Source organism: Streptomyces sp. AHU1, assembly GCF_045343905.1.
Lineage (GTDB): Bacteria > Actinomycetota > Actinomycetes > Streptomycetales > Streptomycetaceae > Streptomyces > Streptomyces triticiradicis.
This window is the reverse complement of record NZ_CP174283.1, coordinates 2055575-2077693: the sequence shown is the minus strand read 5'-3', so window position 1 is coordinate 2077693 and position 22119 is coordinate 2055575. Positions and strand designations below refer to the sequence as shown.

General features: G+C 72.9%; 20 protein-coding genes. 11 read left to right on the top strand and 9 right to left on the bottom strand.

The annotated features are described in order from the left end of the window. Nucleotides 1–231: 231 nt before the first annotated feature. The 3 genes from ACICHK_RS09530 to ACICHK_RS09520 are packed head-to-tail and all read right to left on the bottom strand — an operon-like array spanning nucleotide 232 to nucleotide 5176. The gene (locus ACICHK_RS09530; RefSeq protein WP_406836562.1) at nucleotides 232–3759 is read right to left on the bottom strand and encodes a 5-oxoprolinase/urea amidolyase family protein; all 3528 of its coding nucleotides are present in this window, start codon (nucleotides 3757–3759) and stop codon (nucleotides 232–234) included. Next, on the bottom strand, nucleotides 3756–4355 hold the full coding sequence (locus ACICHK_RS09525; protein WP_406836561.1) for an urea amidolyase associated protein UAAP2: 600 nt from the start codon (nucleotides 4353–4355) through the stop codon (nucleotides 3756–3758). The genes ACICHK_RS09530 and ACICHK_RS09525 overlap by 4 nt, the downstream gene beginning before the upstream one ends. Continuing rightward, nucleotides 4352–5176, bottom strand: coding sequence for an urea amidolyase associated protein UAAP1 (locus ACICHK_RS09520; protein ID WP_406836560.1), 825 nt, complete (start codon nucleotides 5174–5176; stop codon nucleotides 4352–4354). Before ACICHK_RS09520 ends, ACICHK_RS09525 begins: the two co-directional genes overlap by 4 nt. Nucleotides 5177–5388: 212 nt before the next feature. On the opposite strand from ACICHK_RS09520, the gene ACICHK_RS09515 reads away from it, so the two are divergent. The 6 genes from ACICHK_RS09515 (at nucleotide 5389) to ACICHK_RS09490 (ending at nucleotide 10926) form a co-directional block, all read left to right on the top strand. Further along, nucleotides 5389–6015: a TetR/AcrR family transcriptional regulator gene (locus ACICHK_RS09515; RefSeq protein WP_406836559.1), complete on the top strand. Its 627-nt coding sequence runs from the start codon at nucleotides 5389–5391 to the stop codon at nucleotides 6013–6015. A gap of 303 nt (nucleotides 6016–6318) precedes the next feature. After that, complete coding sequence (locus tag ACICHK_RS09510) at nucleotides 6319–7893, top strand: sensor histidine kinase (protein WP_406836558.1); 1575 nt, start codon at nucleotides 6319–6321, stop codon at nucleotides 7891–7893. Beyond that, a complete protein-coding gene (locus ACICHK_RS09505) occupies nucleotides 7890–8297 on the top strand; it encodes a roadblock/LC7 domain-containing protein (RefSeq protein WP_151468361.1) in 408 nt (135 codons plus the stop codon). Before ACICHK_RS09510 ends, ACICHK_RS09505 begins: the two co-directional genes overlap by 4 nt. Next, nucleotides 8294–8743: a DUF742 domain-containing protein gene (locus tag ACICHK_RS09500; RefSeq protein WP_406836557.1), complete on the top strand. Its 450-nt coding sequence runs from the start codon at nucleotides 8294–8296 to the stop codon at nucleotides 8741–8743. Before ACICHK_RS09505 ends, ACICHK_RS09500 begins: the two co-directional genes overlap by 4 nt. Then, nucleotides 8724–9344: a GTP-binding protein gene (locus ACICHK_RS09495; RefSeq protein WP_406836556.1), complete on the top strand. Its 621-nt coding sequence runs from the start codon at nucleotides 8724–8726 to the stop codon at nucleotides 9342–9344. The genes ACICHK_RS09500 and ACICHK_RS09495 overlap by 20 nt, the downstream gene beginning before the upstream one ends. Before the next feature lie 76 nt (nucleotides 9345–9420). Further along, complete coding sequence (locus ACICHK_RS09490) at nucleotides 9421–10926, top strand: cytochrome P450 (protein ID WP_406836555.1); 1506 nt, start codon at nucleotides 9421–9423, stop codon at nucleotides 10924–10926. Here ACICHK_RS09490 and ACICHK_RS09485 read toward each other — a convergent pair. The 4 genes from ACICHK_RS09485 to ACICHK_RS09470 form a co-directional block, all read right to left on the bottom strand. Continuing rightward, the gene (locus ACICHK_RS09485; RefSeq protein WP_406836554.1) at nucleotides 10920–11879 is read right to left on the bottom strand and encodes an RluA family pseudouridine synthase; all 960 of its coding nucleotides are present in this window, start codon (nucleotides 11877–11879) and stop codon (nucleotides 10920–10922) included. The genes ACICHK_RS09490 and ACICHK_RS09485 overlap by 7 nt on opposite strands. Nucleotides 11880–11882: 3 nt before the next feature. After that, nucleotides 11883–13433 (bottom strand): amino acid permease, encoded by a 1551-nt coding sequence (locus tag ACICHK_RS09480; protein ID WP_151468366.1) that lies wholly within the window; start codon nucleotides 13431–13433, stop codon nucleotides 11883–11885. Between the two features lie 451 nt (nucleotides 13434–13884). Then, nucleotides 13885–14721: a siderophore-interacting protein gene (locus ACICHK_RS09475; RefSeq protein WP_406836553.1), complete on the bottom strand. Its 837-nt coding sequence runs from the start codon at nucleotides 14719–14721 to the stop codon at nucleotides 13885–13887. Between the two features lie 100 nt (nucleotides 14722–14821). Beyond that, nucleotides 14822–15760 (bottom strand): 5'-3' exonuclease H3TH domain-containing protein, encoded by a 939-nt coding sequence (locus ACICHK_RS09470; RefSeq protein ID WP_406841183.1) that lies wholly within the window; start codon nucleotides 15758–15760, stop codon nucleotides 14822–14824. Nucleotides 15761–16375: 615 nt separating this feature from the next. Between ACICHK_RS09470 and ACICHK_RS09465 the strand changes: the two genes are divergently transcribed. The 4 genes from ACICHK_RS09465 to ACICHK_RS09450 all read left to right on the top strand — a co-directional run bounded on the left by ACICHK_RS09465 (nucleotide 16376) and on the right by ACICHK_RS09450 (nucleotide 18951). After that, entirely contained in the window at nucleotides 16376–16957 is a 582-nt protein-coding gene (locus tag ACICHK_RS09465) for a helix-turn-helix domain-containing protein (RefSeq protein WP_406836552.1), read from the top strand. A gap of 84 nt (nucleotides 16958–17041) precedes the next feature. Continuing rightward, entirely contained in the window at nucleotides 17042–17761 is a 720-nt protein-coding gene (locus ACICHK_RS09460; protein WP_406836551.1) for a helical backbone metal receptor, read from the top strand. Nucleotides 17762–18146: 385 nt separating this feature from the next. After that, a complete protein-coding gene (locus tag ACICHK_RS09455) occupies nucleotides 18147–18416 on the top strand; it encodes a hypothetical protein (protein ID WP_151468371.1) in 270 nt (89 codons plus the stop codon). Nucleotides 18417–18681: 265 nt separating this feature from the next. Next, entirely contained in the window at nucleotides 18682–18951 is a 270-nt protein-coding gene (locus tag ACICHK_RS09450; RefSeq protein WP_406836550.1) for a hypothetical protein, read from the top strand. A 93-nt stretch (nucleotides 18952–19044) separates the two neighbouring features. Here the strand turns inward: ACICHK_RS09450 and ACICHK_RS09445 are convergent, their stop codons facing one another. Further along, nucleotides 19045–20196, bottom strand: a complete 1152-nt coding sequence (locus ACICHK_RS09445; RefSeq protein WP_406836549.1) for a TDT family transporter — start codon at nucleotides 20194–20196, stop codon at nucleotides 19045–19047. 70 nt (nucleotides 20197–20266) lie between these two features. Here ACICHK_RS09445 and ACICHK_RS09440 point away from each other — a divergent pair, with 70 nt between their 5' ends. Beyond that, on the top strand, nucleotides 20267–21190 hold the full coding sequence (locus ACICHK_RS09440; protein WP_406836548.1) for a LysR family transcriptional regulator: 924 nt from the start codon (nucleotides 20267–20269) through the stop codon (nucleotides 21188–21190). 223 nt (nucleotides 21191–21413) lie between these two features. Here ACICHK_RS09440 and ACICHK_RS09435 read toward each other — a convergent pair whose 3' ends face one another. Beyond that, nucleotides 21414–22094, bottom strand: a complete 681-nt coding sequence (locus tag ACICHK_RS09435) for a gamma-glutamyl-gamma-aminobutyrate hydrolase family protein (RefSeq protein ID WP_406836547.1) — start codon at nucleotides 22092–22094, stop codon at nucleotides 21414–21416. Between the last annotated feature and the right edge of the window lie 25 nt (nucleotides 22095–22119).

Below are 22119 nucleotides of genomic sequence, written 5' to 3'. Positions count from 1 at the left end.
AGATGGGGGTGAGCGGTCGGGGCCCGGGGCTGGGCCGGGGCGGGCGAGGCGCGGGACCCCGGTCGGGCCGGTGTGGGCCGGTGCGGCGGCGGCCTGGGCGGGGGCCGCGGCTGGACCGGTGCGGGCGGAGACGGGAGGCGAGCGGGCGGGCCCTGGGCTGGAGCGGGGTGGGCGAGGCGCGGGTGAGGGGGGCGGTGGCCGGGGCAGGAGACGAGGGGCGGGGGTCGGGGGTCAGGGGGTCGGGGGTTCCGGGGGAGCGAGTACGAGCAGGGCCGTGCCCGCCTCCACCTGGTCGCCGGGGCGGGTGAGGATCTGCCGGACCACGCCGTCGACGGGGGCGGGGACGCGTGACTCCATCTTCATCGCCTCCAGGGCGAGCAACGGCTGCCCCGCCGTGACCCGTTCGCCCGGTGCCACGTTCAGCTGCCACACCGACGCGGCGAACTCGGCCTCGATCAGCCGGCCGCCCTCGGGGACGCTCACCTCGACGGCCGGTGCGGGCGGGGCGGACGCCGCCTCGGCGCGGGCGAACTCGCCCGCCGCCTCCCAGGCGTCCCGCTCGGCGGAGAACGCCTCGCCCTGCCGGGACCGGAACTCCGCGATCGCCTCGGCGTTCTCGGCGAGGAAGGCCTCGTACGCGGCGAGCGAGAAGGTGCCCTCCTCGACGCGCGGCACGAAACGGCCCGAGACGATGTCGGCCCGCAGTTCCAGGAGTTCGTCCGCCTCCACCGGGTACCACTTGATCCGGTCGAAGAAGCGCAGCAGCCAGGGCGAGCCCGGCTCGAACGCGCCGCGCTGCTGCCAGGGCGACCACACCTGGGTCGTCCGGCCGACGAACTGGTAGCCGCCGGGGCCCTCCATGCCGTAGACGCACAGATAGGCGCCGCCGATGCCGACCGAGTTCTCGGCGGTCCAGGTGCGGGCCGGGTTGTACTTCGTGGTGACCAGCCGGTGGCGCGGGTCGAGCGGGGTGGCGACCGGCGCGCCCAGATAGACGTCGCCGAGGCCGAGGACCAGGTACTCGGCGTCGAACACGGTGCGGTACACGTCGTCCACCGAGTCCAGGCCGTTGACGCGGCGGATGAACTCGATGTTCCACGGGCACCAGGGGGCGTCGTCGCGGACCCCGGCCATGTAGCGGGCGATGGCCTCGCGGGTGGCCGGGTCGTCCCAGGACAGCGGGAGGTGGACGGTGCGGGAGGGGACGACGAGCCGGTCGGTCGGGGGCAGGGCGCGGACCGTGCGCCGTACGGTGTCCAGGAGCTCGCGCTGGGGGAGCCGGCCCGGGTCGGCCTGGATCTGGAGCGAGCGGATGCCCGGGGTCAGGTCGGTGACGCCGTCGAGACCGGCCGCCGCCACGGCCTCCATCAGCGCGTGGACCCGCATCCGCAGGGCGAGGTCGAGCTGCATGGGGCCGAACTCGACGAGCAGGTTGTCGTCGCCGCTGCGGCGGTAGGTGACGTCGCCGTCCCGGGCGAGAACGCCTCCGTCGACGATCGGTGGCCGTGCGGAGCCGTCGTCGGCGAGCGGTACGAAGCGCACGGTGTCGCCGGGGCGGAGCTGGCCGAGCTTCCAGCGCTCCGTGCTGACGACGGTCGCCGGGCAGACGAAGCCGCCGAGGGAGGGCCCGTCGGGGCCGAGGAGCACCGGCATGTCGCCGGTGTAGTCGACGGCGCCGACCGAGTAGGGGGTGTCGTGGATGTTGGAGGGGTGCAGGCCGGCCTCGCCGCCGTCGGCGCGGGCCCAGCGGGGCTTGGGTCCGACGAGCCGCACTCCGGTGCGGGCCGAGTTGAAGTGGACCTTCCAGTCGGCGGCGTAGAAGTCGTGGATGTCGTCCTCGGTGAAGAACTCCGGTGCGGCGTGCGGTCCTTCGAGGGCGCCGATGTGCCACTCGGTGGTGAGGCCGGGGCGTTCGGCGGGCGGTACGGGCGTTCCGGTGCCGGTGGCCGTGCCGCCGTGCAGGACGTCGCCGGTGCGCAGGGCGCGGCCCCCGTGGCCGCCGAAGCGGCCGAGGGTGAAGGTGGAGGCGCTGCCGAGGAAGGCGGGCACGTCCAGGCCGCCGCCCGCGAACAGGACGTAGGTGCGCAGGCCGGGCCCGGCGGGCGCCCCGATCTCCAGGACCGCCCCGGCCGGTACGGTCACCGGCTCCCACCGGGCGACGGCGGACCCGTCCACGGTGACCTGTGCGGGAGCGCCCGTGACACAGACCGTCGTGGCGTGGGTGAACCTCAACGCCGGTCCCTGCAAGGTGCATTCGAGACCCGGCGCGCCCTCGGGGTTGCCGAGGGCGCGGTTGCCGAGCCGGAAGGAGAGGTCGTCCATCGGGCCGCAGGGCGGTACCCCGACCTGCCAGTGGCCGGTGCGGCCGGGCCAGTCCTGCACGGTGGTGAGCGTGCCGCCGGAGACGACCTCGACGCGCGGGGTGGGGTCGCTCACGCCGGCCAGGGTGGCCGTGGAGTGCGCGGCCACCCGGAAGGAGGGTTCGGCGAGCGCGGCCCGTACCAGGCCGAGGTTGGTCTCGATCCCGTCCACCCGGGTCGCGGCCAGTGCCCGGTCGAGGCGTTCCAGGGCCTCGGCGCGGTCGCTCCCGTACGCGACGACCTTCGCGAGCATCGGGTCGTAGGAGGTGGTCACCTCGGTGCCGGTCTCGACCCAGCCGTCCACGCGGACCCCGGCGGGGAACTCCACCCGTGTCAACAGGCCCGCGCTGGGCCGGTGTTCGCGGGAGGGGTCCTCGGCGTAGACGCGCGCCTCGACGGCGTGACCGCGGGGTGCCCCCGGGTCCCGTACGACGTCCCGCTCGCCCCGGGCCAGGCGCAGCATCCAGGCGACCAGGTCGACGCCGTAGATCTCCTCGGTGACCGGATGTTCCACCTGGAGGCGGGTGTTGACCTCCAGGAAGTACGCCTCCTCGCGGGCGGCGTCGTAGACGAACTCGACGGTCCCGGCCGAGCGGTAGCCGACCGAGGCGCACAACTCGCGTGCGGCGGAGGCGAGTCGTTCGCGGACGGGGGAGGGAAGGCCCGGCGCGGGCGCCTCCTCCAGGACCTTCTGGTTGCGGCGCTGGAGCGAGCAGTCGCGGTCGCCGAAGGTGACGACGCGGCCCTGCCCGTCGCCGAAGACCTGCACCTCGACATGGCGGGCGTGTTCGACCAGGCGCTCCAGGAAGACCCCGGCCGAGGAGAAGGAGGCGGCGGCGACGCGCTGCACCCGGTCCCAGGCCTCGGTCAGTTCGGTGGCGGACCGGCAGGCCGACATGCCGATGCCGCCGCCACCGCCGGTGGCCTTGAGCATCACGGGGTAGCCGATGCGGCCAGCCGCCTCCAGTGCCTCGGGGAGGCCGGGGAGCAGCCCCGTGCCGGGGGCCAGCGGCACCCCGGCGGCCTCGGCCGCCGCCCTCGCGGTGTGCTTGGCGCCGAACAGCTCGAGCTGCTCCGGGGTCGGTCCGACGAACACGATCCCGGCGTCCTCGCAGCGCCGGGCGAAGGCCGCGTCCTCGGACAGGAAGCCGTAGCCGGGGTGGACGGCCCCGGCCCCGGTGTCCTTGGCGGCCTTCAGGACCAGGTCGCCGTCGAGGTAGGACTCCTTGGCGGGGGCCGGGCCGAGCCGCACGGCCTCGTCGGCGAGGCGGACGTGGGGCGCGGCGCGGTCGGCGTCGGAGTACACGGCGACGGTGCGCAGGCCCAGTTCGCGGGCCGTGCGGATGATCCGGACGGCGATCTCGCCGCGGTTGGCGACCAGCAGGGTGTCGAAGCTCATGCGGGGTCCCCGATCGTCATGGCGACCGCGGTGGGCTCGAAGCCGTTGCACGGGTTGTTGGTCTGGGGGCAGTTGGAGACCAGCACGATCACGTCGCGTTCGGCGCGCAGGGTCAGCTTCAGGCCCGGGGCGGAGATGCCGTCGACGATGCCGAGGGTGCCGTCCTTCTCGACCGGCACGTTCATGTACCAGTTGATGTTCGACACCAGGTCGCGCTTGCCGAGGCCGTAGCGGGCGCCCTCGGCGAGGAAGTTGTCGACGCAGGCGTGCTGGGACCAGGTGTGGTGGCCGTAGCGCAGGGTGTTCGACTCCTTGGAGCAGGCGCCGCCGACCGTGTCGTGCCGGCCGACCTCGTCCTCGGTGACGGTCATCAGCGGGGTGTGCTCGTTCGACATCAGGACGCTGCCCGTGGTCAGGAAGATGTTGCCCTGGGCCTGGATCGTGTCGGGGGCGCTGTAGCGGACGGCGGTGTCGGCGGCGTCGTACACCAGGAAGTCGACGGCCTGGTTGCCGTGCAGGTCGGTGACGGTGAGCGTACGGCCGGCGCGGACGACGGCGGACCAGGCGGCGCGGGCCGGGACGGTGACGTGCGTCATGCGAGTCCCCTCGTGGCAAGGAATTCGGCGGTGTTGAGGAAGGCGCGGCGGCCCTCGGGTGTGGCCTCCCACAGCGGGTCGCCGGCCGCGGTGGCCCGGGCGCGCCAGGCCAGCACCTCCAGCGGGCCGCTGGTGTAGTCGGGGCGCGGGTCGGCCGGGTGGGGCACGTCGGCGATCAGCACGGTGAGGTCCATCTCGGCGCGCAGGGTGACGGCGGCGCCGGGTCCGGCCGAGCCGGTGAAGGCCGGTGAGCCGTCGTCGCGTATCTCCACGCCCTGGAAGAAGGAGAGCGAGGGCGGCAGATCGCGGGGCCCGAGCCCGTTCTTGGCGGCGGCCAGCTTGAACAGCTCGCGGCCGGCCGGGGACGCGGACTGCGGGGTCCCGTCCCCGTAGCGTTCGGTGTTGCGTACGAGGGTGGAGGTGCCGCACAGGGCGTCGTGCCGCCCCGAGGTGTCGGCGACCACCGAGGCGAGCACCCGGCCCTGGTCGGAGAGGAGCAGCCGGCCCTCGCCCAGGTAGGCGTTCCACTGGACCTTGACGGTGTCGGCGACGTTCAGGCGCTCCCAGGGCCGGTCCGCGACGTACAGCAGCAGGTGCGCGCAGGCGTCGCCGGTGAGGTCGGTCAGGCGCAGTTCGGTGCCCCGGGCCAGCACCTTGTGCGTGTAGTTGCCGCCCGCCACGGTCTCGGCCCAGACGAGGGGGCCCGCCCCGGGCGGCGGCGTCGGCCAGTCGTCCGCGGGGACGACGGGCATGGCCTCGGCGCGGGTCCCCTGCTGGGCGCGGGCGTGATCGCGTGCTCCGTGGGTGGTCGCTGTCGCCATCGCGGTTCCTCCGGCTCCTCGGTCATTTCTGTCGCGCGACAGAAATTAGGGGCGGGGTGGGTCGCGGCCGTGTCCCGTGTGTTGCCGCCCGGTTACCGGTCCCTCACGAGGGGTGCGCCGCCGGTACGGGGGTTCGCGCGCGGCCGTCCGGTGTCCGCGGCGCGGGCCGCGGGGCCCCGCCGGGGCGTGGCGCGTGTGCGAGGATCGAACGCATGGGAACGGGTGGCGGACGACGGGTCGGCAGGCCTCGGGCCGATCGGCGGCCGGACAGCGGGCTGACGCCGCGCGCCGAACTGCTGGACGCGGCGGCCGAGTTGTTCACCACGCGGGGATACGCGGCCACCACCACCCGTGCCGTCGCCGAGCGGGCGGGCATGCGCCAGGCGTCCATGTACCACTACGTCACCGGCAAGGAGGAACTCCTCGCGGAGCTCCTGGAGTCCACGGTCACGCCCTCGCTCGCCTGTGCCCGTGAACTCCTCGCCGACGACGCGGCGCCCGCGGAGCGGAGGCTGTGGCGGCTGTGCCGCACCGACGTCGAGGTGCTCTGCGGGGGGCCACGCAACCTCGGCGGTCTCTATCTGCTGCCCGAGGTGCGCACCGAACGCTTCGCCGGCTTCCATGCCGTACGGGCCGAACTCAAGGACGCCTACCGCCAGTTGCTCGCCGCGACGGAGGTGGGGGGAGCGTTCGCCAAGGGGGAGCTCGAACTGCGCACGGATCTGCTGTTCGGGCTGATCGAGGGGGTCATCCTCGTGCACCGCTCCGATCCGCGGCGCCCGGTGTCGGCCTTCGCCGAGGCCACGGCCGACGCCGCGCTGCGCATCGCCGGAATCTGAGGACCGGGGCCGCCGTCGCCGCGTTCCCGCACGCCCGTGCGCCATCACGCACCGTGTGCGAACGGGGGCTCAGCGTGCAAATGGGGCCGAGGCTACTCCAGTCCCACGGGCGGTTTCAGGTGCTTGCTGAATATGACACGGCGATGATCCGGTCGGACTAGGCTCGCCCGCGGCGCACCGAGTTGGGACGTATTCGTGTGCTTGTTCGCATAAGTTCCGAAGATCCGGTTCGGCCCGCACCGATCCGTGACGTTTCCCCCAGATCTCCCCCACCCCCCAGCCGACTTGTCTCAGAGGGCATACATGGTGAGTGTCCAATCGCCTCCCGGTGAGAGTGAACTTCCCTACGCGCGCGTGCTGTTGCTGCCGGCCGCCCTGATGGCGGCGGTCACCGGCGCCGCCGTCGCCGCGGTGACGGAACCGGCCCGGGGCGCGGTGGCCCTGTGCGGCGGCCTCGCCACGCTGCTGGTCGTCGCGGTCGGCGGTGAGGCCGTCCGCCGCGGCCGCGTCGCCCGGGAACTGCGCGCCGACCTCGTGCGCCGCACCGCCTCCCTGGAACAGCGCATCGCCGCGCACGACCAGGAGATCGTGCGTTTCACCCAGGAGGTCCTGCCCTACGCGATCGACCGGCTGCACGACGGGGACTCCCCCTCGGAGGTCGTCCGCACGCTGGGCCGCGACACCCCGGACCTCCACGAGATCCCCGCGCCGCAGAAGGACCTGCTGAAGAAGCTGCTCAAGATCATCGACGCCGAGGAGTCGATGCGCGACGCCGCGCAGCGCTCCTTCGTCAACATCGCCCGGCGCGTCCAGGCCATCGTCCACCAGCAGAACAACGAACTCCGCGAGATGGAGGAGGACCACGGGCGCAACCCCGAGGTCTTCGACGACCTGCTGCGCATCGACCACGGAACCGCGCTGATCGGCCGGCTCGCCGACTCCATCGCCGTGCTCGGCGGCGGCCGTCCCGGACGCCGGTGGCCCGAACCTGTACCGCTGTTCAGCGTGCTGCGCGGCGCGATGTCCCGCATCCTGGAGTACCGGCGCATCGAGCTGCACAACATCGTCGACATCGCCGTCGACGGCGTCTCCGTCGAACCGCTCATCCACGCCCTGGCCGAGCTCCTGGACAACGCCACCCGGTACTCGCCGCCGCACACCAAGGTGCACGTCACCGCCATCGAGGTGCAGACCGGCATCGCCATCGAGATCGAGGACGGCGGCGTCAGCCTCAGCGACGAGGCCCGCGGCAGGATCGAGGAGCTGCTCCGGCTGGCGGCCGCGGGCGTCGACCCGAACGTCATGGGCCAGGCGCCTCGGCTCGGCATGGCCGTCGTCGGACGGCTCGCCCAGATGTACGGCATGCAGGTCTCGCTGCGGCAGTCCGCGTACGGCGGTGTCCGCGCCGTCCTCGTCGCACCGCGCTCCATGCTCACCACCGACTTCGCCCCCGGTCTCGCGCACGGCATCGGGGCCACCTCCGTGGCCGGCATCGACAACGGCGGTGTCGCGGGCCCGGCGCGCAAGCCCAAGAAGCGCAAGCCCACCACCGGGCCCCGCGTCCCCTCCTCCGGCGGCGACCCCCGCGAGGACGACGTCCCGGTCGTCACGGAATGGACGCCGGGCGGTCTTCCGCAGCGCCGCAGCCGGACGAAGGTCCCGCTGAGCCGGCGGTACGCCGAGGCGCGCGCCGAGCAGGAGACCGCCGTCGCCGCCCCCTGGGAACCCGACCCCGGGCCGCGGGAGAAGGAGCCCGAACCCGGTCTGTGGGTCGAGGCGTTCATGAACGGGCTCAAGGGCGACCCGGACCCGACCGCATCCAGCACGGACGACCAGCCGGCCCCTGCCGAGGCCGGCGACGAGGGGGACCTCAAGTGATCCAGCAGCGAGCCAACTTCGACTGGATGCTCAAGGAACTCTCCGACGGAGTGCCGGGCATCCAGCAGATCGTGGTGCTCTCCGCCGACGGACTGCGCATCGCCCGCTACGGCGGCGAGCCGGACGCGGCCGACCGGCTCGCCGCCGCCTGTGCGGGCCTGCAGAGCCTCGCGGGAGCCGTCGCGGGCGAGATCCCCAGGAGCGACGGCCGGATGCGGATGGTCATCATCGAGATCGACGGCGGCTACTTCTACCTGATGTCGGCGGGACCCAACGCCTACCTCGCCGTGCTCGCCGACCAGACCGCGGAACCCGGGCTGATGAGCAACCGCATGCGCGACCTCGTCGTACGGATCGGCGCCCACCTCACGAGTCCGCCCCGCCGCAACGGGCAGACCGTATGACTCCTCCGCAACGCCGAAGGCGCCGGCCCAGGGAGGGTCCCCCGGAACCTCCCGCACCCCCGTCCCCGCTCGCGCCCCCGGAAGACCCCGAGGGGGAGGACGGCCCGGGCGGCCCGGGGAACCCGGAGCGCCTGTACGTGCTCACGGGCGGCGGCGAGGGCGCCGACCGGGCCGAGGTCGACCTGGTCACGCTGGTCGTGGCGCGTGCGGCCGTGCCGCCGCCCGGCATCCAGCCGGAGCAGTCGGCACTGCTGCGGCTGTGCGGGACCCCCTTGTCCGTGGCCGAGATCTCGGCCTATCTCCGTCTGCCGTTCAGCGTGGTGACCGTCCTGCTCACCGAGCTGCTGGCGGCAGGACTGGTCCAGGCGCGCGCCCCGATCGTCCGTCAGGCGCTCCCCGACCGTTCCCTCCTCGAAGCGGTGATGCATGGACTTCAAAAGCTCTGACACCGTCACGGGCCCTCGTGCCGAGGACCACCTCCCGCACACCGCGCAGGCGGCGGTGAAGATCGTGGTCGTGGGCGGCTTCGGGGTCGGCAAGACGACCATGGTGGGCTCCGTCAGCGAGATCAGGCCGCTGACGACCGAGGAGACCATGACGCAGGCCGGCATCGGAGTCGACGACGACTACGGGTCCGAGACCAAGACGGCCACCACCGTGGCCATGGACTTCGGCCGGATCTCCCTCACGGACCAACTGGTGCTCTACCTGTTCGGCACTCCGGGCCAGGAGCGTTTCTGGTTCCTGTGGAACGGCCTGTTCGAGGGGGCGCTCGGCGCGGTCGTCCTGGTCGACACCCGGCGGCTGGAGGTCAGCTTCGACGTGATCGGACGCCTGGAGGAACGCGGCGTCCCGTTCGTCGTCGCGACGAACGACTTCCCCGACGCGCCCCGGTACCCGGTCGAGGACCTGCGGGCCGCGCTCGACCTGCCCGAGGAGATCCCGATCGTGCGGTGCGACGCCCGCCGCAGGGCGTCGAGCCGGGACACCCTGATGACCCTGATGCGGTTCCTGCATTCCCTGGCGATGACGACGGCGCGCAGCTGAACACCGTACGGTGAATACGGCATCCGTACGCCAACTACCCACTCATAGAACGTATTTGAGCTTCGGAGCGATCATTGTGACGACCGAATCCCATTCCCCCACAGGTACGGAAGAACCCGCGTTCGGCCCCCCGCCCGGCTGCCCCGCCCATGCCGCCGGCCCCGGCGTCGGTCCGGGCGGACTGCGCCGCCTCTACGGGCCCGAGGCCGAGGACCTGGGCGCGCTGTACGAGAAGCTGCGCGCCGAACACGGTCCCGTGGCACCCGTGCTGCTGCACAACGACGTGCCGATCTGGGTGGTCCTCGGTCATGCCGAGAACCTGCACATGGTCAGCACTCCCTCCCACTACACGCGCGACAGCCGGCTGTGGACCGCCGTCCGGGACGGCACGGCGGGAGCGGACCATCCGCTCGCCCCCCACATCGCCTGGCAGCCCATCTGCTCCCACGCCGAGGGCGACGAGCACCTCAGACTGCGCGGCGCCGTCACCGGCGCCATGTCCACCATCGACTTCCGCAGCCTGCGCCGCTACATCAACCGCGCCACCCAGCGCCTGGTCAACGCGTTCTGCCCGCTCGGCAAGGCCGACCTGGTCGGACAGTTCGCCGAGCATCTGCCGATGTCCGTGCTCTGCGAGATCATCGGCATGCCCGAGGACTACAACGACCGCATGGTGCACGCCACCCGCGACCTGCTCAAGGGCACCGACACCGCCATCGCCAGCAACGAGTACGTCATGGGCGTGCTGACCCAGCACACCCTGCGGCGCCGGGCCGAGCCCGACGACGACTTCACCACCCATCTCATCAACCACCCGGCCCGGCTCACCGACGACGAGGTGGCCCAGCACCTGCGGCTCGTCCTGCTCGCCGCCTACGAGGCCACCGCCAACCTCATCGCCAACGTGCTGCGCATGCTGCTCACCGACCCGCGTTTCCGCGCCCAGCTCAACGGCGGGCAGATGACCGTGCCCGAGGCGGTCGAGCAGTCCCTGTGGAACGAACCGCCCTTCAGCGCCGTCCTCGGCTACTTCGCCAAACAGGACACGGAGCTGGGCGGCCGGCACATCCGCAAGGGCGACGGACTGCTGTTCGGGATCGCGCCCGGCAACGTCGACCCCCGGATCCGCCCCGACCTGGCCGCGAGCATGCAGGGAAACCGCTCCCACCTCGCCTTCGGCGGCGGCCCCCACGAGTGCCCGGGGCAGGACATCGGCCGCGCCATCGCCGACGTCGGCGTCGACGCCCTGCTGCTGCGGCTGCCGGACGTCGAACTCGACTGCGACGAGAGCGACCTGCGCTGGCGGAGCACCATGTCCTCACGCCACCTCGTCGATCTGCCCGTACGGTTCGAGCCCAAGCCGACCCAGGACGTCATGCAACGGCCGTCCGTGCGCGCCCTGCCCGCCCAGCGGGCCCCCTGGCAGGTGACCACCGAGGACACGGCCCCGGCCGCGCCCGCGCCGGGGCCCGCGGCCCCCGCGTCCGCACCGGCGGCTCCCGGACCCGCGCCGGCCGCTCCCGTACCCGCCGGACGCCCGGGAGCCTGGCGGCGCCTGCTGCGCTGGTGGCGCGGCTACTGATCCCCGGTGCCCCGGGCCGACCAGGCGTCGTACGAGGTCCACGCCTCCAGCGTCCGTCCGCTGACGAACCGGTGCTCCCGGCCGGTGACCGGATCGGTGAACTCCAGTGTCCGCGCCAGCAGTTGCAGCGGACGCCGGAAGTCGCCGGGCGGCACCGGCCCGGTCACCACCGGGTACAGCGGGTCGCCGAGGATGGGCACGCCCAGCGCGCTCATGTGCACCCGGAGCTGATGGGTCTGCCCGGTGCGGGGGGTCAGCCGGTAGCGCGCCAACCCGCCCCGGTGCTCGGCCAGTCCGATCCCGGTGACCGCGTTCGGCTCGCCCTCCACCTCCCGCGCGGCCATCACCCCACGCTCCTTGAGGATGCGGCTGCTGACCGTGCGCGGCAGGGAGAGACCGTGGTCGTACGGCGCCACGGCCTCGTACTCCTTGCCGACCAGCCGGTCGCGGAACAACGACTGGTACGCGCCCCGTTCCCCGGGCCGTACGGTGAACAGCACGAGCCCCGCGGTCAGCCGGTCGAGACGGTGCGCCGCGCCCAGCTCCGGCAGGCCGAGGTCCCGGCGCAGCCGGGCGAGGGCCGTCTCGGCGACATGGCTGCCGCGCGGCGTGGTGGCCAGGAAGTGCGGTTTGTCGGCGACGACGATGTGGTCGTCCCGGTACACCACCTCGAGCGGGAACGGCACCGGCTCCTCGTCGGGCAGTTCGCGGTGGAACCACAGGAACATCCCCGGCGCGTAGGCGGTTCCGGCGCTCAGCGGCCGGCCGTCCTCGCGGACGATCAGCCCCTCGCCGATCATCGCGTCGATGACCCCGTCGCCCGCCGCGAGCCGGTCCACCAGATACGCCCGGGCGGTGGCCCAGCTCCCCTCGCGCGGCAGTCTGATCCGCACGGGGTCGACCCCGTGACGCTGCGGGAGGGGAGCGGGCGGGATCCGGGGCTTGCGTCTCACCGGTCAAGCGTACGAGGCCTCGGCCGCCTCGGGCGCCGGTGCCTTCGCCGTCCGCGCCGCGAACGCCCGGTACCCCGCGCCCACGACCAGCGTCAGGGCGAGGAACAGCAGGGTGAACCAGCGGAAGTACCAGTGCCCGCCCGCCGGGTCGTACACCGCCGCGCGCGGCCAGGCCAGGTTGACCGTCATGAACAGCCCGTAGACGAGGGCGAGCACGTTGACGGGGACGCCCCAGCGGCCCAGGGAGAAGAGCGGGGCGCCCGTCTCGTCGGTGCCCTCGGCGGCGAACCGCCCGCGCAGCCTTCGCACCAGCAGTGGTCCGGTGACCATCGCGTACGCGAGGTACAGCATCACGATGCAGGTGGTCCCGATCGCGAGGAACGCGTCCGGGGAGGCGAAGTTCAGGAGCAGCAGGGCCGCCGCGAGGACACCGACGACCAGGGCGGGAGCGCTCGGCATGCCGGTGCGCGGGTCGACCTTCGCGAGCCGGCCGGAGAACGGGAGCCGGCCGTCGCGGGCCATCGAGAAGAGCATCCGGCCGGCCGCGGTCTGGATCGCCAGGGTCGCCACCGCGATGGCCACCACCACGTCGGCGAGCAGCGCCCGGCCGACCCCGTCGCCGAGGCTGCTGGTCAGGACGTAGCCCAGTCCGTCCACGCCGAGGCGGCCGTCGGTCAGGCTCGGGGCGGCGAGCAGTCCGCCGAGCACGATCAGCCCGCCGAGCAGGCCCGCCGCGCCGAGTGCGGTGAGGATCGTCCGGGGCGCGGTGCGCCTCGGGTGGTGTGTCTCCTCGCTCATCTCGCCGGCGCTGTCGAAGCCGATCATCACGTACGCGGCCATGAACGAGCCCACCATCAGCGCCCCGAACAGGCCGCCCGTGCCCGTGCCGGTGTGGAAGGTGATGCCGGGGGAGCGCTCGGAGTGGGTGAACAGCAGCACGATGATCAGGACGGCGCCGATGATCTCGGCGGTGACGCCGATCCGGTTGACCGCGGACATCACACGGTTGTCCAGGACGTTCACCAGCGTGGTCAGCACGAGAAGGACGACACCCAGGACCGCCGCGTTGGCCGCGCCGTCGGGGCTCGTCGGAGCCGGGTCGTCGCCGATCAGCTGGAAGCCGGACCAGATCGCGGGCAGGACCATCTGCAGGGCGAGCGCCGCCGCGGCCACCACGACGACCTGCCCGATCACCATGATCCAGCCGGCGAACCAGCCGAAGGAGGCGTTCGACAGGCGTGAGGACCACTGGTAGATCGCGCCGGAGATCGGATAGCGCGCGGCGAGTTCCGCGAAGCAGGCGGCGACCGCCAGCTGGCCGACGAACACGGCCGGCCAGGTCCAGAAGAAGACCGGGCCGCCGAACGCGTACCCGAAGGCGAAGAACTGGAAGACCGTGGTGAGGACCGAGATGAAGGAGAACCCGGCGGCGAACGAGGCGTACCGGCCGAGGCTGCGGTGCAGCTCCTGGCGGTAGCCGAACTCGGACAGGGAGCGGTCGTCCGGGGAGGCGGGCGGATCGGGGCGTACGTCGGAGGGGGCGGTGGTGGTCACGGCGGCACCTGCCTTAGGGGCGAAGGGCGGTCGGGATTCCTGTCGGGTGACAGAAATTAGGGAGACCCTGTTTCGCCCGCGTGTCGCGGCCGTGTCGGCGACGGGCCCAATTCCTCACGTGGCCGCCGTCCTCGCTCCCGCGCGATGCCCCGCGCGTGCCGGCGTGCCCGTCGGGGTGCCGCGCGTCCGTCGGCGGTCCCCCGCCGGACGGACGTCGTCCGCGCATGCGTCAGAGGCGGACCCGCGCGATACGGGTCCGCCTCTGACATGTGTGCGGGGTGCGTGGTGAGCGCGCCTTCCGCCGGTGCCCGGGGGGCGGGCGGTGCGGCGAGGTTCCGCCTCTCAGTGGTGCGTGGAGGCCGGCCCCCGCGAGCGTCCGCGTCCTCGCGGCGTACGGGGCCGGTGTCACGCGGGGTCCGCCTCCTGGTGGTACGGGGGGGAGCGTCCGGCGTCAGGCCGGCTTCTCCTGCTCCGCCTCCACCTGGGCGTTCCACTCACGCTTCGAGGCCTGCCACCCGTCCTCGTTGTGACCGAGGCGCCAGTAGCCGGAGATGGACAGGTCCTCGCGCGGAATCTGCCGCTCGACCCGCAGCAGCCCGCGCAGTTCCTTCACGAAGCCCGCCTCGCCGTGCACGAACGCGTGCACCCGGCCCTCCGGGAACTCCAGGGCTCGTACGGCCTCCACCAGGGCCGCGCCGACGGGCCGGTCGCCGCGGTGCAGCCAGACGATCTCCGCGTCGGAGTCGATCTTCTGCTCCTCCTCGGGCCCGGAGACCTCGACGAAGGCGCGGACCACGGCGGCGTCGGGCAGGGACTCCAGCGCGGCGGCGATCGCGGGCAGCGCGCTCTCGTCACCGACGAGCAGGTGCCAGTCGGCCTCCGTGTCGGGCGCGTACGCGCCGCCGGGTCCCATGAACCGGACGACCTCGCCCGGCTGCGCCCGAAGGGCCCACGGTCCGGCGAGTCCCTCGTCCCCGTGCACCACGAAGTCCAGGGTCAGCTCGCGCGCTTCGGGATCCCAGGAGCGTACGGTGTACGTCCGGGTCACCGGCCACTGCTCGCGCGGGAACTCCTCGCGGACGCGCTCCAGGTCGAAGGGCTCGGGATAGGTGACGCCCGGGGGGCCGAACAGCAGCTTCACGTAATGGTCGGTTCTGCCGCTCGTGGCGAAGTCCGTGAGGGTGTCGCCCCCCAGGACCACCCGTTGCATGTGGGAGGTCAGCCGCTCGGTCCGTACGACCTTCGCGGAATGGGGCTTCCGGGGCTTGCGTTCCGGGCGCTCTGCCATGACTGCCTCCTGTTCACATGGTTAGGCTTACCTAAGTTAGCACCTCTTTCCGTGCGGTATCCATGCATGAACGGGTATCGGTCGAGTCAAAAGTGTTCATCTATGCCTGCAGTGTGGTGAGCAGACGGCTCAGTGAGCCGCCCAGGCCCCAGCGCGCGGCCAGCTCGTCCAGTGCGGCGGGGTGGCGCGCGGTGTGCGGCAGCGCCGTGTCCACCTCGGGCAGCGGCACGTCCCCGGCCACCTTGACGACGGTCGGCGCCACGGCGATGTACGGGCGCGACTCGTCGAGCCGCTTGCGCTGCGAGGGCGTCAGCTTCGCCCCGGGGTCGTCGACGGCGGCCATGATCCCGGCCAGGTCGCCGAACTCGGCGAGGAGCTTGGCGGCCGTCTTCTCCCCGATGCCGGGCACTCCGGGCAGTCCGTCGCTCGGGTCGCCGCGCAGCAGCGCCAGGTCCGCGTATCCCGGACCGTCGACGCCGTACTTCTCGCGCAGCCAGGCCTCGTCGGTGAGCTGGAGCGTGCCGACGCCCTTGAGGGGGTACAGCACGCGCACCCCCCGCTCGTCGTCGACGAGCTGGTACAGGTCCCGGTCGCCGGTGACGATGTCGACCGGGCCGGCGGCGCGCCCGGTGAACGTGCCGATCACGTCGTCCGCCTCGTACCCCTCGACTCCCACGCGGGCGATGCCCAGCGCGTCCAGGACCTCCTCGATGACGGGCACCTGCGGGGAGAGCGTGTCCGGCATCTCCTCCTGGTCCGGGCCGGTCCCGTTCTCCACGGCGACCCGGTGCGCCTTGTACGACGGGATCAGGTCGACCCGCCACCGCGGACGCCAGTCCGCGTCCATGCAGGCCACCAGGTCGTCCGGGCGGTGGTCCCGGACCAGGCGGTCGATGAACTCCAGAAGTCCGCGCACGGCGTTCACCGGTGTGCCGTCCGGGGCCTTCACGGACTCCGGCACACCGAAATAGGCGCGGAAGTACAGCGAGGCGGTGTCGAGAAGCATGAGGCGTCGCGTCTGGGGAGTCACGCTCCGCATCATGCCGTACGCCACTGACGGTGACCTGGACCACTCCCGTGTTCGCCGTGCGTGACCCCGCGTCCGGTCGGCCGCCGGTCCGCGCTCGGGCGACGGCGCCGGTGGCCGCGTACTGACGTACGAGAGGGATCCGGACAACCGTGCCGCGGTCCGCGACCGCACCCGGACCGTGTGGTTCCCGCCCGTGGCGCCGGCCGCGCGCACGGCACGCCGGCCCCCTCGTGCACCGCTCCGAGGGCCGCCGCACACCGGGTTCGTGTGCGCGGGCCCGCCCGAACCCGGCGGGCACCGCGTGCCCGGGGCGACGCGAACCGTCAACTGCGCATCGCCGGAACGGACTTCGGAATCCGGGCGGGCCTTTGAAGATCCGGACGGGCGTCCCGCCCTCGTGATCGGCCCTTTCGTCCCGTGCGCGGGGGCGGCGGCGCCGGGCGCGCGACGGCTCGCGCGGTGGCGCGAACTGTAACCCTCACACTCCCTCGAAGTGACAGCGATGTGACGGGTCCATGAAACGGTTTGCCGAACATGCGTAGGGTGCAAACAACTCAACAGAAGCGGCGGGCCGGAAGACCGGGCGGTTCGCGGACCGACGACGCGAGGGAGGGAGCCGGAGCGATGGGCGACCACAAAGAACAGCCCCTTCGGGTAGGCGCGGCCGTACGGCGACGGCGCCGGGCACTGCGGCTCACCCTCGCCGCCGTGGCCGAACGCAGCGGCCTGTCGGTGCCCTTTCTCAGCCAGGTGGAGAACGAGCGGGCACGGCCCAGCAGAAGTTCCCTGGAAAGGGTCGCCGACGCCCTCGGCACCACGGCCGCCGACCTGCTCGCCGCCGCCGACCCGGCGTGCAGCGTCGACGTCGTGCGCGCCGACGCCGGGGCCGAGTTCGCTCCCGGGGCTCACGCGCGCCCCCTGGTGCGTGGTCACCACCAGCTGCACGCCACCGAGTTCACCGGCGACCACGAGGAAGCTCGCGAACTCCAGAACCGCAACGACAAGTTGATGTACGTCGCCGACGGCGGTGTCGAGGTCGAGGCGGAGGGACGCGCCCACCGCCTGGGGCGGGGCGACACGCTCTATCTGACGGGCGGCGTGCGGCACCGCTGGCGCGCCACCGTGCCGGACACCCGGGTGGTCGTCGTCGAGGTCGCCGGCCACGTCGACGCGGTGGAGGACCGGCGCGACTTCGGCAAACGCTGAGGCCCCGGGGCGGCGACAGGCGGTCGGCGGCGGCGCGGGAGAGGATGGCGGGGGACGGGGACGGCGCTGGAGAGGCGGACGGGTATGCGGGTGGTGTCCCTCGTTCCCTCGCTGACGGAGGCCGTGGCCGTGTCCGCGCCCGGCGTCCTGGTCGGCGTGACCGACTGGTGCAGCCACCCGGCGGACCTGGACGCCGTACGGATCGGGGGCACCAAGAACCCCGATGTCGACGCCGTCGTAAAGCTCGCCCCCGATCTCGTCGTCGCCAACGAGGAGGAGAACCGGGAGCCCGATCTGGCCGCTCTGCGGGACGCGGGGATCGAGGTGCTGGTCACCGAGGTGCGGGACGTGCCGGGGGCCTTCCGCGAGCTGGACCGGGTACTCGGCGCGTGCGGTGTGCGCGGTCGTCCGCGATGGCTGGACGCGGCGGAGGCCGCCTGGGCCGAACGGCCCGTCCCGGCCCGCCGCAGGACCGCGATCGTGCCGGTCTGGCGGCGCCCCTGGACGGTACTGGGCCGGGACACCTTCGCGGGCGACGTCCTGGCGAGGCTGGGCGTCGACAACGCGTACGCCCACCACGAGGACCGATACCCCCGTGTCCCCCTGGCCGAGTTGACCGCGGCGGGTGCGGACCTCGTGGTGCTGCCCGACGAGCCGTACCGCTTCACCGCCGACGACGGGCCGGAAGCCTTCCCGCGACTGCCCTGCGCCCTCGTCGATGGCCGCCTGCTGACCTGGTACGGCCCCTCGCTCGCCGAGGCACCCGCGCGACTCGGCGAGGCGCTGCGATCACCTCGGCGGTGATCCTCCGCTCCGTCCTCCGCCGGAAGAGGAGAACCGAACTCCTCGCCCTCTCCTCGTGATTCCGGCACCTTTCGGGCCAACTCGCCAGTCTGGTACGTCACTTGTGGCGTGCCACGGCTCCGCGGGACCGCGCCTCCGCGGGGCCGGACCTCCGCCGGGGGAGACGGCCGTGAGGGCGTTCTCCCGTCCCGCCGAGGCGCCGGCCTCCGCCGGTTCCGTCTGCCGGTCCGATCATTCGCCCGCGTTACGGCTTTCGGGTGTTTCTGCGACACGTGCGCAAGATCCAGTGCGTCGCCGACGGGTTCGGCGGAGTTCGCACTACTTTCTGTGACTGCACAAGTCGATCTTTCACGGGTCGAACCTACTCAACTCCATTGGAGATGACATGCGTAAGCTTCGTACCGCTGCCGTTCTGCTCGCTGCCCTCGGCGGCATTGCGTTCGCCGGCGGCACGGCCCAGGCCGCGGGTGGCGACAACCACATCAAGGTCTCGCAGAGCGCCGAGTGCAAGTCGCACGACCTGAACCTGGACGTCCTCGGTGAGGTCGGCGTCCTCAACGGTCTGGCTGGCAACCTGCTGAACGGTGAGGGCAACCCGGGTGGCCAGGCCACCTCCCTCGGCTCCAAGCAGGGTTGCAACAACAGCGCGTTCTGAGATTCCGGCCGACGCGTAGTCGCCGACGGATGAACGGTCCCGGCGGAACTCCGAGGCGGTCTCCCGTCCCGTCGGTGCGCCGGCCGTCGCCGACCCGGCCCGACGACCCGATTATTCTTCCGCGCTACGGCTTTCGGGTGCTTCTGCGACACGGGCACAAGATCCAGCGCGTCGCCCACAGGCCCGGCGGAGTTCGCACTACTTTCTGTGACTACACAAGTCGATCTTTTCCGGATCGCAACCATTCAACTCCATTGGAGATGACATGCGTAAGCTTCGTACCGCTGCTGTTCTGGTCGCCGCTCTCGGCAGCATCGCGTTCGCCGGTGGCACGGCCCAGGCCGCGGGTGGCGGTAACGACATCAAGGTCTCGCAGAGCTCCAGCTGCAAGTCGCACGACCTGAACGTGGACGTCCTCGGCGAGGTCGGCCTCCTCAACGGCGCGCTCGGCAACGCGCTGAACGGTGAGGGCAACCCGGGTGGCCAGCACACCAGCCTCGGCTCCTCGCAGGGCTGTGACAACAGCGCCTTCTGAGACTCCGGCCGACGCGTAGTCGCCGACGGATGAACGGTCCCGGCCCCGGGCTCAGAGCCCGGGGCCGGGACCGTTCGCGTGTGCCGACCGCTCTCATCGAGGTGCGGCGAGCAGCTTTCCGCCGATCAGGCCGTGGGCGGTCCGGACGGCGGCCACCGACCAGGCGGCCACCAGCAGGACGTACAGGGCGACGGCGAGCACCTCGAAGGCGGCCAGGCCGGTGTGCCGGGCCAGGCCCTCCGCGCCGGTCACGCAGGTGCCCACCGGGAAGGTGAAGGCCCACCAGGTCATAGCGAAGCCCATGCCCTGGCGGCGGGCCCGTACGACCATCGCGACGGCCAGCGCGAGCCACAGCAGGGCGAAACCGAGCACGGGGACGCCGTAGAGGACGGCGAGGAGCGTGAAGCCCTGGTCGTAGGGGGCGGACACCACACCGGGGGCGGCGTCCGCGAACTTGCCCACCGCGGTGGTCGACTGGCCCAGCGGGCCCAGCACGAGGAACAGCGTCGGGGTGAGCGCGAGCGGCAGCGGACCCGCGGTGACGAGCCGCGCGAAGATCATCGGCAGCATCACGAAAGTGGCCACCAGGCTGATCCCGAACATCGCGACACAGGCGAGGAGCAGGGTCTCTCGGGGCTGGCCCGCCGGCAGGTGGGGAACGAGGAGGGGGCCGAGAGCGGCCGACACCATGGGGGCGACGATCGGCAGCAGCCACACGGGGGACGCCTGGCCGGGTTCGATGCGGTGCCGTACGACCATGAGGTACGGGACGGCCACGGCGGCGGCGAGTCCGACCAGCGTCCCGGCGGTGAACAGGACGGTGTCCACGGCGAGGGCCGCCGGTGTCCCGATCCAGTCCCGGCCGACCAGGAGGGTGCCGCCGCCCACGGCGAGCAGGGCCATCGAGAGGCAGCCGTAGAAGGGGACCACGGCCGGGTCGAGGAAGTGGGCGCGGGCCTGGTCGCGGTGGTACGTCCAGTGCAGGGCGCGGGCGGCGAGCAGCGACACCAGCAGGGTGAGCGAGAGGGCCCACACGACGGTGCAGGCGGTGCGCAGACCGGGTACGTCCACGGGGAGCCCGGCTCCCGCCGTGGCCACGATCGCGGTGCCCATCACGGAGGCGTACCAGTTCGGGCCGAGATACCGGAGTGCGGCGACGGCGCGGTTTCCCGGGACACGGGGTGTCTTCGTGCCGGGGACGGTTCCCGCCTGATGGGCGGACAGGGGCTGGGCTGCGGTGACCATGTCATCACGGTCGCGCCGCCGCGGGCTCCCCACCAGGGAGTGCGCGCCTATGACGGCATAAGCTGGCTTTATGAGCAGCAGTGCGGAGGATCGGCCCGGCGTCGGGATCGCACACCGGGTACCCGATCTGGGCGCGCTGGAACTGCTGCTGGCCGTGGCGCGCCTCGGCAGTCTCGGGCGCGCCGCACGCGAGCTGGGGATCACCCAGCCGGCGGCCAGCAGCCGTATCCGTTCCATGGAGCGGCTGCTCGGGGTGGCGCTCGTCGACCGTTCGCCGCGCGGGTCCCGGCTCACCCGGGAGGGGGCGCTCGTCACGGACTGGGCCAGGCGGGTGGTGGACGCGGCCGAGGCGTTCGACGCCGGGGCGCAGGCCCTGCGCGACCGGCGCGACTCACGGCTGCGGGTGGCCGCGAGCATGACCATCGCCGAGTACCTGCTGCCCGGCTGGCTGATCGCGCTGCGCGCACAGCGTCCCGACACGGCCGTGTCGCTGCTCGCGGGGAACTCCGCCGCCGTGGCCGAGCGGCTGCTGACGGGTGAGGCGGACCTCGGGTTCGTCGAGGGCATCTCGGTGCCGTCCGGTCTCGACGCCGCCGTCATCGCGCACGACCGGCTGATCGTGGTGACGGCGCCCGGACATCCCTGGGCGCGCCGCCGGGCGCCCCTCGCGGCGGCGGAACTGGCCGCCACACCGCTCATCCTGCGCGAGGAGGGGTCGGGCACGCGTCAGGTCCTCGACTCCGCGCTCGGCGGGCTCGCCCGTCCGCTGATCGAGCTGTCCTCGACGACGGCGGTCAAGGCCTCCGCCGTCAGCGGCGCGGGGCCGGCCGTCCTGAGCGAACTCGCCCTCGGCGAGGAGCTCTCCGCCCACCGTCTGGTGGGCATCCCCCTGGCCGACGTCCAGCTGACCCGCGCCCTGCGGGCCGTCTGGCCGACGGGGCACCGCCCCACCGGGCCGGCCCGCGATCTGCTGTCCCTGACCCGGGGCGCGTGACACGACAGGCATTCTTCGCCCCCTCCGCCCCTGCCCTCCCCGTACCCGGGGGCTCCGCCCCCGGACCCCGCTCCTCAATCGCCGGAGGGGCTGACTTCTTCAGCCCGTCCGGCGTTTGAGGACGAGGCCGTCAGGCCGAAGCGGGGGTCTGGGGGCGGCAGCCCCGGGGACGGGACGGGCAGGGGCGGAGGGGGCGAAGAAACGTCCTGCGGGGCCCGGTCGCTCAGGACGCCGCCGCTACCAGGCCCCGCATCACCCGCAGGTCGTCCCCCATCTCCGGGTGCCACTGGACTCCCAGGATCCAGTCGGGACCGGGGAGTTCGACGGCCTCCACCGTGCCGTCGGCCGCGTGCGCGCTCACCGTGAGGCCGCTCCCGAGGCGGTCCACCGCCTGGTGGTGGTACGTCGGCACGGCGCACGGCTCCGGTACGAGACCGGCGTACCGCGTCCCCGGAACGGGGATCACCTCGTGGTGCCCGATGACGCCGGTGTCCTTCACGTGCCCGTCGAGGTGCTGGACGAGGGTGCCGCCGAGGGCGACGTTCAGGAGCTGGTGCCCCCGGCAGATCCCGAGCAGCGGGGTGCCGGATTCCAACGCGGCCCGGATCAGGGCGAGTTCCCAGGCGTCGCGCTCGGGCGCGGGCGGCCCCGTACGCGGGGAGCGCTCGGCGCCGTACCGGGCGGGGTCGACGTCGGGGCCGCCCGCGACGACCACCGCGTCGAGCCGGGCGACGGTCTCGCGCGCCAGGGCCGGATCGTCCGGCGGCAGCATCACGGCGAGTCCGCCCGCCGCCCGCACGAGCCGTGGATAGCCGGCCGGCAGCAGCGCGGCCTCCATCTCCCACACGCCCCAGCGAGTCCCGGCCTCCAGATACGTACTCACACCGACCAGCGGCCTGCCCACGCGCTACTCCTCGGATCTCCTCGAC

Bases quoted from the DNA above. Each gene is read 5' to 3' on its own strand.
- ACICHK_RS09455 (WP_151468371.1), top strand. From the start codon at position 18,147: ATGCGTAAGCTTCGTACCGCTGCCGTTCTGCTCGCTGCCCTCGGCGGC.
- ACICHK_RS09470 (WP_406841183.1), bottom strand. From the start codon at position 15,760: ATGCGGAGCGTGACTCCCCAGACGCGACGCCTCATGCTTCTCGACACC.
- ACICHK_RS09440 (WP_406836548.1), top strand. From the start codon at position 20,267: ATGAGCAGCAGTGCGGAGGATCGGCCCGGCGTCGGGATCGCACACCGG.
- ACICHK_RS09445 (WP_406836549.1), bottom strand. From the start codon at position 20,196: ATGGTCACCGCAGCCCAGCCCCTGTCCGCCCATCAGGCGGGAACCGTC.
- ACICHK_RS09460 (WP_406836551.1), top strand. From the start codon at position 17,042: ATGCGGGTGGTGTCCCTCGTTCCCTCGCTGACGGAGGCCGTGGCCGTG.
- ACICHK_RS09465 (WP_406836552.1), top strand. From the start codon at position 16,376: ATGGGCGACCACAAAGAACAGCCCCTTCGGGTAGGCGCGGCCGTACGG.
- ACICHK_RS09530 (WP_406836562.1), bottom strand. From the start codon at position 3,759: ATGAGCTTCGACACCCTGCTGGTCGCCAACCGCGGCGAGATCGCCGTC.
- ACICHK_RS09515 (WP_406836559.1), top strand. From the start codon at position 5,389: ATGGGAACGGGTGGCGGACGACGGGTCGGCAGGCCTCGGGCCGATCGG.
- ACICHK_RS09525 (WP_406836561.1), bottom strand. From the start codon at position 4,355: ATGACGCACGTCACCGTCCCGGCCCGCGCCGCCTGGTCCGCCGTCGTC.
- ACICHK_RS09475 (WP_406836553.1), bottom strand. From the start codon at position 14,721: ATGGCAGAGCGCCCGGAACGCAAGCCCCGGAAGCCCCATTCCGCGAAG.
- ACICHK_RS09510 (WP_406836558.1), top strand. From the start codon at position 6,319: ATGGTGAGTGTCCAATCGCCTCCCGGTGAGAGTGAACTTCCCTACGCG.
- ACICHK_RS09500 (WP_406836557.1), top strand. From the start codon at position 8,294: ATGACTCCTCCGCAACGCCGAAGGCGCCGGCCCAGGGAGGGTCCCCCG.
- ACICHK_RS09520 (WP_406836560.1), bottom strand. From the start codon at position 5,176: ATGGCGACAGCGACCACCCACGGAGCACGCGATCACGCCCGCGCCCAG.
- ACICHK_RS09495 (WP_406836556.1), top strand. From the start codon at position 8,724: ATGGACTTCAAAAGCTCTGACACCGTCACGGGCCCTCGTGCCGAGGAC.
- ACICHK_RS09450 (WP_406836550.1), top strand. From the start codon at position 18,682: ATGCGTAAGCTTCGTACCGCTGCTGTTCTGGTCGCCGCTCTCGGCAGC.